The following is a 15,395-nucleotide window of genomic DNA, read 5'->3' as shown; positions in this document are numbered from 1 at the left end:
GTGTGAAAAATGATATATCGTTTGTAAACAGTGCCTTATCTAAGGTGCGGGGCATTGCCTGTTTTGGGGGAATTGTCTATGTTGCGCAGCTTACACCGCATTGGTCGAAGGACGATAGCAATGGAACTGCGCACACGCATCACAGACGCGATGAAACAGGCGATGAAAGACAAGGCCGCTGACCGGCTGTCTACCCTTCGTTTGATCAACGCGGCCATCAAAGACAAAGACATCGCTGCACGCGCAGATGGTGGGGATGATGGCGTCGGCGATCCGGAAGTTCTGGCGATCTTGGGCAAAATGGCCAAGCAACGCATGGAATCGGTGCGCGCTTACGAGGAAGGCGGTCGTCTGGACCTTGCCGACCGCGAGCGCGAAGAAATCAAGATCATCGAGGAATTTCTGCCCCGTCAGTTGACCGAGGAAGAAAGTGCAAAAGCCGTTGATGATGCGATTGCCGAAGTGGGTGCAACATCGATCCGCGACATGGGCAAGGTGATTGGTTTGCTCAAGGGAAAATACACAGGCCAGATGGATTTTGGCGCTGTCGGACCAAAAGTCAAAGACCGGCTGAGCTAAGCCCCGCGCAGCAGCGAGCGGTTCAATTCGTCAAACAGCGCGATCCGCTCGTCTTCGCTTAGAAATTTACCAATCTCGACCTCGCGGCCCTTGCCGCGCAGGGTCACGTAATGCGGCACGGGCCCGTCTTTTTCGTATTTGGTCACCACGGTCCAATAGCGGTTGCAGTCCCATTCTTTGACATCGCCCTTGGGCGTGGTGTGGGTCAGATGCACGGTATCATCGGTGAGGGTGAACACCTCTTCGATCTGGCGGGACTTGTAGTTTCCTTGCAGCGCGAAATACATGCCCCAGACCGCAGCCAGCACAAAGGGCAGCAACCCCCACAGCAACGGCGTGCCCAACAGCGGCAGCGTCGGAATCAGGATCAGCGTGAATGTCGTGAGGATAAATGCGGCAAACCCCTTGGGCGGCAAGGATTGGTGCGGCCAAAGGCGCAGTTCCTGCGTGCGGGCGGTGGGGGATGTTTTCCATTCATAGGGCATGGGGCGGTCGGTCCGGTTGATTAAGATTAACCTGTGTTACAACCGCTAATTTAGGACGTTTCAGGGGCCAGACAATGCGACAGATCGCGTCTGGCCCCCGATTTCATTATTCCAGTTCGACCAGCAGATCCTTGGCGTCGATCTGGCCGCCGGGGCTGACATGCACCGCTTTGACCACTGCGTCGCGTTCTGCGTGAATGCCGGTTTCCATCTTCATCGCTTCGATGGTGAGCAGCAGATCGCCTGCTTTGACGTGCTGGCCCACGACCGCCCCGACCGATGCCACAACCCCCGGCATCGGTGCGCCGATGTGGTTGGGGTTGCCGATTTCGGCCTTGGGACGCTGGGCGGTGGTGGCTTTGACCAGACGGTTTGGCACACGCACGACACGGGGCTGGCCGTTAAGTTCAAAGAACACTTTGACCTCACCATCCTCGTTGGTTTCGCTCAGCGCTTGCAGGCGGATTTCCAGCGTTTTGCCGGGGTCGATTTCGGCGGTGATTTCCTCGCCCGGTTCCATGCCGTAAAAGAACGTGCGTGTCGGCAGTACGCGCACGGGGCCATAGGTCCGGTGGCGGCCCATGTAATCAAGGAAAACCTTGGGGTACATCAGATAGCCCGACAGATCGTCGTCTTCGACCGTGGCACCCTCCAATTGGGCTTCCAGTTCTTTGCGGGTTGCCTCAAGATCCGTTGGCGGCAGATGAGCACCGGGGCGTTCTGTATTGGGTTGTTCGCCCTTGAGCACCTTCTTGACGATGCCAGCAGGAAACCCGCCCGGAGGTTGGCCCAGATTGCCGCGCATCATGTCGATCACAGAGTCGGGAAAGGACATTTCCGCGTTGGGGTCTTCGACCTGCGCACGCGTCAACCCTTGGGACACCATCATCAGCGCCATATCCCCGACCACCTTTGACGACGGCGTCACCTTGACGATATCGCCGAACATCTGGTTCACGTCGGCATAGGTCTTGGCGACCTCGGGCCAGCGGTCGTCCAGCCCCATCGACGCGGCCTGCGCCTTGAGATTGGTGAACTGGCCACCGGGCATTTCGTGCAGATACACCTCGGAGGAGGGGGCCTGCATGCCGGTCTCGAAAGCTGCGTATTCGCCGCGGACTTCTTCCCAATAGTTCGAAATCTCGCGCACGGCATCCATCGACAGGCCGGTGTCGCGGTCGGTGTGTTTCAGCGCCTCGACGACCGACCCAAGGGTCGCCTGCGACGTGTTGCCCGACAGCGCATCCATCGCGCAATCGACCGCATCCACGCCCGCCTCTGACGCCGCCATGATGGTGGCAATGGCAACGCCGGCGGTGTCATGGGTGTGGAAGTGGATCGGCAAGCCGACTTCGGATTTCAGCGCTTTGATCAACACCTTGGCGGCGTTGGGTTTCAGCAAACCTGCCATGTCTTTCAGACCCAACACATGCGCGCCTGCGGCTTTCAGCTCTTTGCCCATCGCCACATAATACTTCAGGTCGTATTTCGCGCGGTCGGGGTCAAAGATATCGCCGGTATAGCAAACGGTGCCTTCGCAAACCTTGCCGTTATCAATCACCGCGTCCATTGCAACGCGCATGTTTTCAACCCAGTTCAGGCTGTCAAAGACCCGGAACACATCCACACCTTCGGTGGCTGCGACGCGCACGAATTCCTGCACCACGTTGTCAGGGTAATTGGTGTAGCCCACCCCGTTCGAGCCGCGCAGCAACATCTGTGTCATCACGTTGGGGATCGCGGCGCGCAGGTCGCGCAGGCGCTGCCACGGGCATTCCTGCAAGAAGCGGTAGGCCACGTCAAAAGTCGCACCGCCCCAGCATTCCATCGAGAAAAGCTGCGGCAGGTTGGCGGCATAGGCAGGGGCGACCTTGATCATGTCATGGCTGCGCATCCGCGTGGCCAACAGCGACTGATGCCCGTCACGCATGGTCGTGTCGGTGATCAGCAGTTGTTGCTGCTTTGCCATCCAGTCGGCGACAGCCTGCGGGCCTTTTTGTTCCAGCAGATTGCGGGTGCCCATCGTCGGCTCGGTTTTTGCGACGGGGGGCATCGGGGCACGCACGGTTGCGGCAGGGCGCTCGAAGCCTTTGGTTTCGGGATGCCCGTTCACAGTGATGTCGCCGATATAGGTCAGCACCTTGGTCGCGCGGTCGCGGCGCTTTTTAAAGGTGAAGAGTTCCGGCGTCTGGTCGATGAACTTGGTATGATAGGTGTTGTCCAGGAAGGTCGGGTGCTTGAGCAGGTTTTCCACAAAGGCGATGTTGGTCGACACGCCACGAATACGGAATTCGCGCAACGCGCGGTCCATGCGGGCGATCGCCTGTTCGGGGGTTTGCGCCTTGGCTGTGACCTTGACCAAAAGGCTGTCGTAATAGCGCGTGATCACCCCGCCGGAATAGGCGGTGCCGCCGTCCAGACGGATGCCCATGCCCGTTGCCTCGCGAAAGGCGGTGATGCGGCCATAGTCGGGGATGAAGTTGTTTTGCGGGTCTTCGGTGGTGATGCGGGTTTGCAGCGCATGGCCGTTGAGCTGCACATCGGCCTGGCTGGCTTTACCCGTCGCCTCTGCAAGGGTCTTGCCCTCGGCAATCAGGATTTGCGCGCGCACGATGTCGATGCCGGTGACTTCTTCGGTCACGGTATGTTCGACCTGAACGCGGGGGTTTACCTCGATAAAGTAGAATTTGTCGTCGTCCATATCCATCAGGAATTCGACAGTGCCCGCGCATTCATACCCGACATGGGCGCAGATCTTGCGGCCCAATTCGCAGATCTCGGTGCGCTGTTCTTCGGTCAGATAGGGGGCGGGGGCGCGTTCAACGACCTTTTGGTTGCGGCGCTGCACGGAACAGTCGCGCTCAAACAGGTGGTAAATCTCGCCGTGTTTGTCACCCAGAATTTGCACCTCGACGTGGCGGGCCTTGATGATCATCTTTTCCAGATAACCTTCGCCATTGCCAAAGGCGGCTTCGGCCTCGCGGCGGCCTTCAAGAACCTTTTCTTGCAGTTCCTTTTCAGAGTTGATCGGCCGCATGCCGCGCCCGCCGCCGCCCCAGGACGCCTTGAGCATCAAGGGGTAGCCGACCTCGGCTGCCTGTTTGCGCACCAGATCCATGTCGTCGCCCAGCACGTCCGTGGCGGGAATGACCGGCACGCCTGCCTCGATCGCGACGCGGCGCGCGCTGGCCTTGTCACCCAAGGCGCGCATGGTTTCAGCGCGCGGCCCGATAAAGGTAATGCCGTTCTGTTCGCAGGCATCCACGAAATCGGGGTTTTCCGACAGCAACCCGTAGCCCGGATGGATCGCATCCGCGCCCGAAGCTTTGGCGACACGGATGATCTCTTCGATGCTAAGATATGCCGCAACCGGACCAAGCCCCGCACCGATGCGGTAAGCTTCGTCGGCCTTGAAACGGTGCAGGCCAAGTTTATCTTCTTCGGCAAAGACGGCCACCGTCTTTTTACCCATTTCATTGGCCGCCCGCATAATACGGATGGCAATTTCACCACGGTTGGCAATCAGGATTTTCTTGAACTCTGTCATCGGGCCTCGCTTAGGATACGCTGGGCGGGGCCGCGGCGAGAGGGCCGGACCCGTGGGGTTAATGCGGCAGTGCAGCATTGTTGCGTGTGTTTGGCGCGGGGTGCAAGGAAGTTTTTATGCCTCCGGCGGGGATTTTAGACCATTTGGAATTTAGACGCGCTGATCGAGGTCGATCGGAGCGGGCAAATCTTGCAATGATCTTGCGCCCATCTGCCCCATGTTTGCGATTAGGTCCTTTTTGAAGGTGTCAATCAGGTGATCGACGCCAATTGGTCCCAATGCCGCGAGGGCATAGTGGAAGGCGCGGCCCATCATCACAAAATCCGCCCCAAGGGCCAATGCGCGCAAAATATCGAGGCCGGTTTCGACGCCGCTGTCAAAAATAATCGGCAAAGTAGTGGCGGCGCGAATCGCGGGCAGCATGTCGATTGACGCAGGGGCCCCGTCGAATTGCCGGCCCGCATGGTTGGACACCCAAATGCCGTCGGCACCTATGGTTTCGAGGGTGGTGGCATCTTCTGGGCGCAACACGCCTTTGATCATGAAAGGCCCGTCCCACGCATCGCGCAACCATTTGACATAGTCCCAATCGGGCGAGGTGCGCAGCAGGTATCCGACATGCGCGGTGGATGACAAACCTTGGGTGCTGGTGCTTTTGTATTTGTCCAGCATCCGCATATGCGGCATCCCGCGCTGCGCAATGCCCATGGCCCAGGCCGGACGCATCGCCACTTGGGCCAGCAAGCGCGGTGTCAGGCGCGGCGGGTTGGTCAGGCCAGAGCGCGTTTGCCGTTCGCGGCGGCTGGCCACGGGGACATCGACGGTCAGGATCAGCCCGTTGAAACCGGCGGATCTGGCGCGGTTCAACATGTCGGTGCGAATGTCGGGGTCGCGCGGGGGGTACATCTGGAACCACGCGTCCTTGCCGATATGGGGGGCAAGGTCTTCGGGGCTTTGGGTGGCGACTGTGGACAGGCAATAGGGAAGGCCGGCGCGGGCGGCGGCGCGGGCAAGGTGGCCTTCGGCATCGGGCCAGATCAGCCCGGACATGCCAATCGGGGCGATCCCGAAGGGCAGGGGGAAATCGGCCTCGAATAATGACGTCGACAGGTCAGGGTCGAATTCGCCATGCAGCACCGATGGCATGAAGCCGATCCGGTCCAGCGACTGGCGGTTGCGGTGTTTGGTGGTCTCGGCTCCGGTGGCGCTGTCCAGATATTCCCAGACGAATTTCGGAATCCGCCGTTTGGCGCGGCGGCGCAGGTCGGAGAGTTCGGGGTAGTTTGTGTGCAAATCCATGCGCTTATTTGGGCAGGACAGTCGGGGTTTGTCCAGCCGCCATCTGCACCGGATTGAACATCACAGAGGCGGAAATACCGGCGGCAATTACGGCCGTTTTCTGCCAAGAACATTTTGCGAACGTGTCTTTCATTTGGACGCATGGCGCGCTAGGTTATGGCCCATGAATGATTTCGACGAAATGGACGCCTTTGAGGGCGCATCTTTATCAGCGCGCGCCATGGCCGCGCGTCCGCAACCCTATCTCGACGGGCTGAACCCCGCGCAACGGGCTGCCGTTGAACAGATGGACGGGCCGGTGTTGATGCTGGCGGGGGCGGGCACCGGCAAGACCAAGGCGTTGACTGCGCGGATCGTGCATTTGATGAACACGGGCCGCGCCCGCCCGAACGAGATTTTGGCGGTCACCTTCACCAACAAGGCCGCGCGCGAGATGAAGAACCGCGTCGGTGGCATGTTGGGGCAAAGCATTGAAGGCATGCCGTGGCTGGGCACGTTCCATGCGATCTGCGTCAAGCTGCTGCGCCGTCATGCGGAACTGGTGGGGTTGAAATCGAACTTTACCATTCTGGATACGGACGACCAGTTGCGCCTGCTCAAGCAGTTGATCAAGGCCGAAGGTATTGACGACAAGCGTTGGCCTGCGCGGATGCTGGCGGGGATCATTGACGGCTGGAAGAACCGTGCCCTGACACCGGAAAAGGTGCCAAGTGCCGATGCGGGTCATTACAACCACCGTGGCACCGAACTTTATGCCCAGTATCAAGCGCGGCTGAAAGATCTGAACGCCTGCGATTTCGGCGATCTGCTGTTGCATATGGTGACGATTTTCCAGACTCACGAGGACTTGCTGAAACAGTATCAACGCTGGTTCAAGTTCATCCTTGTGGACGAATACCAAGACACCAACGTCGCCCAATATCTGTGGCTGCGGCTGTTGGCGGCGGGGCATAAAAACATCTGTTGTGTGGGGGATGACGACCAGTCGATCTATGGCTGGCGCGGGGCCGAAGTGGGCAATATCCTCAAGTTTGAGAGCGATTTCCCCGGTGCCCATGTGGTGCGGCTGGAACAGAACTACCGGTCGACCCCGCATATTCTGGCTGCTGCGTCCGGCGTGATTGCGGGCAACGAAGGGCGGTTGGGCAAGACGCTTTGGACCGAAGCGCGGGATGGTGAAAAGGTTCGGTTGATCGGCCATTGGGATGGCGAGGAAGAAGCCCGCTGGATCGGGGACGAGATCGAATCCATGCAGCGCGGGACCCGCGATCTGCGCAAGTATTCGCTGGATGATATGGCGATCCTCGTGCGGGCCTCGCACCAGATGCGCGCCTTTGAGGACCGGTTTCTGACCATCGGTCTGCCCTACCGCGTCATCGGGGGGCCGCGCTTCTACGAGCGTTTGGAAATCCGCGATGCGATGGCCTATTTCCGCGTCGTGACATCGCCCGATGATGATCTGGCGTTCGAGCGGATCGTGAACACGCCCAAGCGCGGGCTGGGCGATAAGGCGCAGCAGAATATACAGGTAACGGCGCGTGAAAACGGCGTGAACCTTGTGGAAGGCGCGCGGATATTGCTGGCCAATGGCGGGATCGGCGGCAAGGGGGCGGCGCAGTTGCGGCTGTTGATTGACGGCATTGAACGCTGGGGCGAGATGGCGCGCGGGCCGCGCATTCGCACCGAGATCGACGATAATTCAGTGATCGACGATGGCGTGCCTATTGCGCGCTATGAATACGGCCCGCCCGAGATGAGCCATGTCGAGCTGGCGCAGGTCATCCTTGATGAGTCCGGCTATACCGGTTTTTGGCAGAACGACAAAACGCCAGAGGCACCGGGGCGGCTTGAGAACCTCAAGGAATTGGTCAAGGCCTTGGAACAGTTCGAGAATCTGCAAGGGTTCCTTGAGCATGTCAGCCTGATTATGGACAACGAACAGCAAGGCGAGGGCGAAAAGGTGTCGATCATGACGCTGCACGCCGCCAAAGGTCTGGAATTTCCTGCCGTGTTCCTGCCGGGCTGGGAGGACGGGCTGTTTCCGTCGCAACGGTCTATGGATGAAAGCGGGGTCAAGGGCCTCGAGGAAGAGCGCCGTCTGGCCTATGTCGGCATCACCCGCGCCGAGGAAATCTGCACCATTTCATTTGCCGCGAACCGGCGGGTGTTTGGCCAATGGCAAAGCGCCATGCCGTCGCGGTTTATCGACGAATTGCCGCAGGATCACGTGGATGTCCTGACCCCGCCCGGCCTTTATGGGGGTGGGTTTGGCGCTGCGATGCCGAAATCCGATCTGCATGAAAAGGCCGCCGAGGCGAATGTCTATAATTCACCGGGTTGGCGGCGTCTGCAATCGCGCAGCAATGATCGCGGGATGAGCCAGCCCAGGGAATCGCGCAATGTCACCATTGATATGGCCGCAGTCAGCAGCTTCACCATGGGCGAACGCGTGTTCCATCAGAAATTCGGCTATGGCAATGTGATCGGGATCGAAGGTGACAAGCTTGAGATCGAGTTTGAAAAAGCCGGGATCAAAAAAGTCGTGTCGCGGTTTCTGACCGGATCGGATGACGTACCGTTTTAAGGGATTGGTTCATGGGGCGCGGCAGATGCAGCGCCCCATGAGTATGTCAGCCGGATTTAGCCCAGAACCGATGTCACGGCCTGATGGGTTGCGGCAACGACCTGATCGGCCTCCTCCTTGCTAAGGCAGAAGGGCGGGGCAAAGCCCAGAATATCCCCTTGGGGCATGGCCCGCGCGATGACGTTGCTTTGCTCAAGCAGCTTGCCGGCGATCTGCGGCCCGATCTTGTCGGCCGCGTCATAGAAGGTGCGGCTGTCTTTGTCGGCCACGAATTCAACCGCGCACAACATGCCTTCGCCACGCACGTCGCCCACATGGGGGTGGTCGGCCAAGGCGGCGCGCATCTGGGTGTTCAGATAGGCCCCAACCGTGCCTGCATTTTCCATCAGCCCCAGTTTGTCGATCAATTGCAGGTTCGCAACGCCCGCAGCAGCGCCGATAGGATGGGCCGAATAGGTCCAGCCGTGCCCGATCGGGCCGTTTTCATCGGTGCCTTTTTCAAGCACGGCCCACATTTTGTCAGACACAATCGACCCCGAAAGCGGCGCATAGGCCGATGTCAGCCCCTTGGCGATGGTGATCAGATCGGGGCGCATGCCATAGTGATCGGACCCGAACATCGTGCCCAAACGGCCAAAACCGGTCACGACTTCGTCTGCGACCAGCAGAATATCGTGGCGGTCCAGCACTTCTTGGATGGCGGGCCAATAGCCTGCGGGCGGCGGCACGATGCCACCGGTGCCCAAAACGGGTTCACCGATAAAGGCCGCGATGGTGTCGGCCCCTTCGGCGTGGATCATCGCCTCAAGCTCGGACACGCAATGGGCGACGAATTCGCTTTCGCTTTGGTCCTGATTCTTGCGCTGGAAATAAAACGGTGCCTCTGTGTGGATCACCTGCGCGAGGGGCAGGTCGAACTTCTTGTGAAACAGGTCGAGGCCCGTCAGCGATCCGGTCATCAGGCCCGATCCGTGATAGCCGCGCCAGCGCGAGATGATCTTTTTCTTCTTCGGGCGACCCAGTATGTTGTTGTAATACCAGATCAATTTGATGTTGGTCTCGTTGGCATCGGAGCCGGACATGCCGAAATACACTTTGGACATGTGATCGGGCGCGCGGTCCATCACCATCTTGGCAAGGGTGATCGACGCTTCGGTGCCGTGGCCGACATAGGAATGGTAATAGGCCAGCTCTTTCGCCTGCTCGGCGATGGCTTCGGCGATCTCGGGGCGGCCATAGCCGACGTTGACGCAATACAAACCCGCGAAGGCGTCCAGCATCCGGTTGCCATCGCGGTCTTCGATATGCACGCCGGACGCGGTTTTGATCACGCGCTGCGGGATGTTGCCCCGTGCGAATTCAGCCAGATGGGTCGAGGCGTGAAAGAAATTCTCGCGGTCCCATTGTTCAAGTTTATCATTGTGTAGCATGGTCTTACCCTTCGACTGTGGCGGCGCGCCGCCTGTTCATTCTGAAAGGAGCCGGTTGCACGCAAGGGGCCAAACAGGGGCCGGAGTGTGAGCAGAACGGCTCCGCTCACCCAAGCAGCAGCGCGCAATGCCTTTATTGCCAAGGTAATGCAGCATTTTAACCACGGTTGTGCGGGGAAACCAACAGATTTGTCGTCGGGTGCGGGTTTTCGGGATTGGAGTTGGCGGGGAACTGCGCTCGAATTAGGCAGAACTGCTTGGCGGGGCGGCTTCATGGTGGATCGAGGCTTCAGTTCGGCGACCGCGTTCGCTTGCGGTTTCGGAGGATGATGCAGGCCGACTTCGAGCCCAGAGCGACCGATGCTGCGGCGGGCATTAACGTCACCTATCCCGCCGCTATTATTAATCAGATGCGGGTCTTGGGGGCAGCTTTGCGATCTGAGTCACCTGAATTGGGTTCGCCTTTCGGCTCGATCAGAAGTACCTTGACCTCACTGTCAGCGCGTGGCCGATGGACCACGCCCTTTGGGACAATAAACAGCTCGCCCGCTTTGACCGTGCGCGACGGCTCCCCTTCAATATCCATTTGCATCTCACCCTCCAGCACATAGAAGAAATCATCTGTGGAGTCATGTTTATGGAATGGATACTCACCGATCAATTTGACCACCATGACTTCATTGTCGTTATAATCGGCAATCACATGTGGGTCCCAATGCGTTGAAAACTGTGCCAGTTTTTCCTCAAGGTTGACTGATTTCATTGATGATGTCCTTTTTATTGTTTTTACAGGTATGGCCACGAAGCCATCAGGAGTTGTCCGATTAAAAGCGAACGACAATCCAGTGAGACAAGATCACACGACCTCACGCCGGGTCTTGAACGATCGTGCGCGCGCGATTGGGTGGCAGCAGCGCCCTGGCAGGCCGGCATCCAGAGGATCGAGGCACATTTTTCCGGTGAGGCTTACGCCCCGCATCGACATGACACTTACGCAATCGGATATACCATCAATGGCGTCCAGAGCTTTGATTATCGTGGTGCGCGTTCGGATAGTGTTGCCGGTCAGGTAATTGTTCTACACCCTGACGAAGTACACACTGGCGAGGCCGGAACAGAAGACGGGTTCCACTACCGGATGCTGTATGTCGAGCCATCTTTGGTACGTGAGGCTTTAGGGCCGTCGGCAAGCACGCTTCCTTTTTTGCGTGACGCGGTTCTTACGGACCCGCGCTTGATGCACGCAATCCATGCTGCATTCTCCGATATGGCCACAATTCTGGAAACGGTTGCTATGGATGAACTGGCCGTTTTATTGGCGGACGGGTTGCTGGCACACGACACGTCTGCCCATCGCACAACAGGCTCCTTGATAGACTTAAGAGCGACAAACCGAGCGAGAGAATACCTTGACGGCAATCTTGATCAGACCGTCCATTCCGAAGAACTGGAAAAAATCACCGGCTTGGACCGGTATGCGCTGGCGCGTCAGTTCAGAAAAGCGTTCGGAACCAGCCCGTATCGATACCTGACACTGCGTCGTCTAGATCAGGTTCGCGGCGACATTGTTTCTGGAGCTACTTTGGTTGACGCTGCTTTAAGAGCGGGTTTCAGCGACCAGCCCCACATGACGCGACAGTTCAAAGCGAACTTCGGTATCTCTCCGGGAGGCTGGCAGCGCTTGATACAAAGACGATAGAGTTCATCGACCAAAGCGGAGCTTCGCTAGATGATCTTGAAGATCCGTTTTGTCCCCCAGAGCAAACCTTGGCCCACCACGCACCTGATGCCCGTAAATACCGGATTTCTGAAAATGGGTGCCTTTGAAATAAAGAACGGCGGCGCTTTGGGAGGAAAGCACCGCCGTCTTTTTCGACGTCTCCAATCCAATCGGGAGGAAAGGAGGAAGGAGACGTTTATGAAGGCCGTGGTTTCAGGGAGGAGGAGGAAACCGTAGGCCTTCTACAGACACACAACAGGGAGGATGTGTGTGTCCGATCTCAATTCATTTAGGCAGCGTTGCGGCCTGTTTCCAGAGCGATGCTGCGGATTTGTGAACGGCTCATGCCGAGGTCTGCCAATTCACGGTTCGAGAGCGAGCTCAGCTCGTCGAATGTGGCGCGGTATACGCGGGCTTGTTTGCGGCGCGTCGCGATCATGGACAGAACAGCGTTAAAGCGGTCTGCGATGGAAGGAGCGGTTGTTGCGTTTACATATGCCATTTCAGCACCTCGTTTGTTTCGTCTGCGTTTGCGTCGTCTGCGTTTCGTTGTGATCCATATGTAGGAAGATGCTGCGTCTGCACAATGCACATGTCGTCAATGCTGCTATGCAGCAAATGCATAAGCAAAGTTGACGTAAGGTCCTGAAAAATTTTGACAAAAAAAATGGCGACGACACCAGGGAGGAGGAGGGTGCCGTCGCCTAAAACAGAAACATCCGGGAGGAGGATGGATGCGTCTGGTCTTTCTGTTGGTCAGCAGCTTGTGCTGTCCTGAAACCTTTCTGACCTATTTGCTGCAGTTGCACAAATATAAATTCTGCAATGCAGCTATGCAGCAGAAACATAGGGGGTTTGATTATTTTCTAGGCAGATATTTCGGGCTTTGCTGCTTGCGTGGGCAGTGTGGCGACAGGCTCTTGCGGTTTGGTCAAAAACTGCCATGTCAAAACCCTGGATAAGAAGGAAAACGATATGCCCGTTACAAAAGCCCAAGTCGAAGCTGAACTGGAACGCGTCACAATGCCGGATGGGAAATCCATCCTTGCCCATGATTTGATTCGTGCTTTGACGATCGACGGGGATGTCGTGCGTTTCGTGATCGAGGCCCCGAATGCGCAGGTGGCCGCGCAAATGGCCCCTTTGCGTGATGCGGCCGAACAGGTGGTAAAGGCGATGGAGGGTGTGAGCTCCGTCACCGTGGCCCTGACCGCCCATGGCCCCGCGCCCAAGGCTCCGGCACCCAGCCTCAAGATCGGCGGCCATCCCAAGCCGCAGGACGGCCCCACCAAGCCCAAAGGCGTGCAGCGGATTCTGGCCATCGGGTCGGGCAAGGGTGGCGTTGGCAAATCGACCGTCAGTTCGAACCTTGCGGTGGCGCTGGCGCGGGCAGGGCGCAAGGTTGGCCTGCTGGATGCTGATATTTACGGCCCCAGCCAGCCGCGCATGATGGGGGTCAACAAACGCCCCGCATCGCCCGATGGCAAAACGATCATTCCCCTGCACGCCCATGGCGTAACCCTGATGTCGATCGGCTTCATGATGGAAGAAGGCAAAGCCGTGGTTTGGCGTGGCCCGATGCTGATGGGGGCGCTGCAGCAGATGTTGGGGCAGGTTGAATGGGGCGAGCTTGACGTGCTGCTGGTCGATCTGCCGCCCGGAACAGGCGATGTTCAGCTGACACTATGTACCAAGTCCGAATTGTCGGGGGCCATTGTCGTGTCCACCCCGCAAGACGTGGCGCTGATTGATGCGCGCAAGGCCATCGACATGTTCAACACCCTGAAAACCCCGGTTATCGGCCTGATCGAAAACATGTCGATGTTTGTCTGCCCCGATTGCGGGTCCGAACATCAGATATTCGGCCATGGCGGTGTCGCGGCCGAGGCGGACAAGATCGGCGTGCCCTTGCTGGGCAGTCTGCCCATTGATCTGGATACCCGCCTTGCCGGCGACGGTGGCACGCCGATTGCAGCGGGCGATGGTCCCATGGCGCAGGCCTATGCCCGCATTGCCGAAGGGTTGATAAAGGGCGGGATGGCGTAAGCCCCCGCCTTTCTACTGCTGAAGGGTCTCAAGATAGGTGGCGATGTCGATGAGCGCCTGCTGGGTTTCGATCACCTCACCCGACGCTGTCTGGTACCGGACGGTCGTGCCCGACAGTACATGTTCGAATTCAGGCATGCCGCCAAAGTCGTGACGCCCGGGATAGCCGTTGATCTGCGCCATCACGCCCTCGGACGGGAAAACGCCCCCGTTGTTCTGGCTAAGCAACGTCAGGTTTGCCGGCCGCATCCCGTATTGCGCGGCCAACGGCCCGTCCCCTTGAGCGGATTTGCCGTGGCAGCTGATGCAATGCGCCGCGTATAGATCTGCGCCGCGGTTTTGCGGGGCGGGTTGGGTACATGCTGCAATCGCGACAGGTATAGCGGCGATCAGGAGGACGGTAGGTTTCATGCGGTGCCTTTTCATAGTCTGTGCGCAGAATGCGTTTTGACCCGACAGGGGTCAATGCAGATAAAAATATCGCGCCCGATCTGGGAATTTCGGCCCACAGCATCCCAGGTCGATGCCCCGCGCGGGAATTCATGGGATTTTTGGCGGGTCCGGATTGCCCGTCGCGGAGGTGATTCGGCTGAAATGTGCCGATTCAGCTTTAAATCCGGGTTCCGGCTCTTGATTTCGGTTGTCTAACCCCGTTGATTTATGGAACAAGGCGGGAACATGGCTTGTGGATAAGTTTGAGGATGAATTTTTTCCGGGAAACCGTGGGAAATTCAGGGTCAGGATCGTTCGCACTACATCTGGTGTGTTGGCGATGAATGTAAACATGATGCGGTAATATTTCTGTGATTTCCCAATCTACATGTTGTTTATATCCCCTGTGCAAAACCAAATCCGGTGCCTTTTCCCGAAAAAAAATGTAGACGCCCATGATTTCCCATGGCATCCCTAGTGCATCGGATGAGAACGAGACACGGGGCACCAAACGACCCCATCGACCAAATAAAACTCTAGCAGGTTCATACAGGCACCTCGCTTTCATCAGACCAAGAGATCCGGCGCGCGAGCGAGCAGACATCCCCCCAGGTGGCGCGCGCAGTCGGACTTCCCCGCAACGGCGGGATACGCGGCGGGTTGATCAGTGGCAGCAGATCAACCCGCCGTTTTTACATCAAACGTCGGGCACCACCGGGGACATGAATTTCAGGCGCGAAACGCGTCATAGGCAGGGACTAACACGTGAGCCGCAGGTTCAGAGGCGAAAGCCAGCACAAGGTCGATACGAAGGGGCGGGTGTCTATCCCAGCCTCTTTTCGTCGTGTGTTGGAAGCCGGTGATCCGAATTGGCAAAACGGCGGCACGCCCGAACTGGTCATCGTCTATGGCGACAGCCGCCGCAGCTATCTTGAATGCTATACCATGCAGGCGATTGACGAGGTCGACGATAAAATCGACGCGCTGCCGCGCGGATCAATGGAACGCAAGATGCTGCAACGGCTGTTCCACGGTCAGTCCTTTCCAACATCCGTTGATGAAACGGGCCGCCTGGTGCTGCCTGCCAAGCTGCGCAACAAGATCGACCTGGAAGGCGAGGCGTTCTTTATCGCTGCCGGTGACACGTTCCAGATCTGGAAGCCCGAAACCTATGAGACCGAGGAAAAAGCCCGCGAAGAGGAATGGCTGGATGAATTGCCAGAAGACTTCGATCCGATGGCCTTCCTGGACGGCAAGCCGGGGGCTTAAGCGA

General features: G+C 58.2%; 12 protein-coding genes. 5 read left to right on the top strand and 7 right to left on the bottom strand.

The window, feature by feature from the left end:
- The first annotated feature begins 120 nt into the window (after positions 1-120).
- Positions 121-579 carry a GatB/YqeY domain-containing protein gene (locus ACSQ13_RS09170; protein ID WP_176249464.1) on the top strand — a complete coding sequence of 153 codons (459 nt, stop codon included), beginning with the start codon at positions 121-123 and terminating at the stop codon, positions 577-579.
- On the opposite strand, the gene ACSQ13_RS09165 is transcribed toward ACSQ13_RS09170, so the two are convergent.
- From ACSQ13_RS09165 to ACSQ13_RS09155, 3 genes are all read right to left on the bottom strand, one after another.
- Positions 576-1,064, bottom strand: coding sequence for a DUF2244 domain-containing protein (locus tag ACSQ13_RS09165; protein ID WP_176249463.1), 489 nt, complete (start codon positions 1,062-1,064; stop codon positions 576-578). The two genes, ACSQ13_RS09170 and ACSQ13_RS09165, sit on opposite strands and share 4 nt — an antisense overlap.
- Positions 1,065-1,170: 106 nt before the next feature.
- Positions 1,171-4,611 (bottom strand): pyruvate carboxylase, encoded by a 3,441-nt coding sequence (locus ACSQ13_RS09160; protein WP_176249462.1) that lies wholly within the window; start codon positions 4,609-4,611, stop codon positions 1,171-1,173.
- A 150-nt stretch (positions 4,612-4,761) separates the two neighbouring features.
- Positions 4,762-5,910 (bottom strand): alpha-hydroxy acid oxidase, encoded by a 1,149-nt coding sequence (locus ACSQ13_RS09155; RefSeq protein ID WP_295510686.1) that lies wholly within the window; start codon positions 5,908-5,910, stop codon positions 4,762-4,764.
- 163 nt (positions 5,911-6,073) lie between these two features.
- Here ACSQ13_RS09155 and ACSQ13_RS09150 point away from each other — a divergent pair, with 163 nt between their 5' ends.
- Entirely contained in the window at positions 6,074-8,494 is a 2,421-nt protein-coding gene (locus tag ACSQ13_RS09150; protein WP_295510688.1) for an ATP-dependent helicase, read from the top strand.
- Positions 8,495-8,550: 56 nt separating this feature from the next.
- Here ACSQ13_RS09150 and ACSQ13_RS09145 read toward each other — a convergent pair whose 3' ends face one another.
- Both ACSQ13_RS09145 and ACSQ13_RS09140 read right to left on the bottom strand, forming a co-directional pair.
- Complete coding sequence (locus ACSQ13_RS09145) at positions 8,551-9,924, bottom strand: aspartate aminotransferase family protein (RefSeq protein ID WP_176249459.1); 1,374 nt, start codon at positions 9,922-9,924, stop codon at positions 8,551-8,553.
- A gap of 406 nt (positions 9,925-10,330) precedes the next feature.
- The gene (locus ACSQ13_RS09140) at positions 10,331-10,687 is read right to left on the bottom strand and encodes a cupin domain-containing protein (protein WP_176249458.1); all 357 of its coding nucleotides are present in this window, start codon (positions 10,685-10,687) and stop codon (positions 10,331-10,333) included.
- 141 nt (positions 10,688-10,828) lie between these two features.
- Between ACSQ13_RS09140 and ACSQ13_RS09135 the strand changes: the two genes are divergently transcribed.
- Positions 10,829-11,623: an AraC family transcriptional regulator gene (locus tag ACSQ13_RS09135; protein ID WP_176249457.1), complete on the top strand. Its 795-nt coding sequence runs from the start codon at positions 10,829-10,831 to the stop codon at positions 11,621-11,623.
- A 310-nt stretch (positions 11,624-11,933) separates the two neighbouring features.
- Here the strand turns inward: ACSQ13_RS09135 and ACSQ13_RS09130 are convergent, their stop codons facing one another.
- Positions 11,934-12,146 (bottom strand): DUF1127 domain-containing protein, encoded by a 213-nt coding sequence (locus tag ACSQ13_RS09130; protein WP_176249456.1) that lies wholly within the window; start codon positions 12,144-12,146, stop codon positions 11,934-11,936.
- A 473-nt stretch (positions 12,147-12,619) separates the two neighbouring features.
- Here ACSQ13_RS09130 and ACSQ13_RS09125 point away from each other — a divergent pair, with 473 nt between their 5' ends.
- Entirely contained in the window at positions 12,620-13,690 is a 1,071-nt protein-coding gene (locus ACSQ13_RS09125; protein WP_176249455.1) for an Mrp/NBP35 family ATP-binding protein, read from the top strand.
- A 12-nt stretch (positions 13,691-13,702) separates the two neighbouring features.
- Here ACSQ13_RS09125 and ACSQ13_RS09120 read toward each other — a convergent pair whose 3' ends face one another.
- Entirely contained in the window at positions 13,703-14,101 is a 399-nt protein-coding gene (locus ACSQ13_RS09120) for a c-type cytochrome (RefSeq protein ID WP_176249454.1), read from the bottom strand.
- A gap of 786 nt (positions 14,102-14,887) precedes the next feature.
- Between ACSQ13_RS09120 and mraZ the strand changes: the two genes are divergently transcribed.
- Positions 14,888-15,391 (top strand): division/cell wall cluster transcriptional repressor MraZ, encoded by a 504-nt coding sequence (mraZ, locus tag ACSQ13_RS09115; RefSeq protein WP_176249453.1) that lies wholly within the window; start codon positions 14,888-14,890, stop codon positions 15,389-15,391.
- Positions 15,392-15,395: the final 4 nt, after the last annotated feature.

This window comes from Sulfitobacter sp. SH22, assembly GCF_965641905.1.
GTDB lineage: Bacteria > Pseudomonadota > Alphaproteobacteria > Rhodobacterales > Rhodobacteraceae > Sulfitobacter.
Note: the sequence above shows the minus strand (reverse complement) of the source record. Positions and strands in the feature narration are given on the sequence as shown.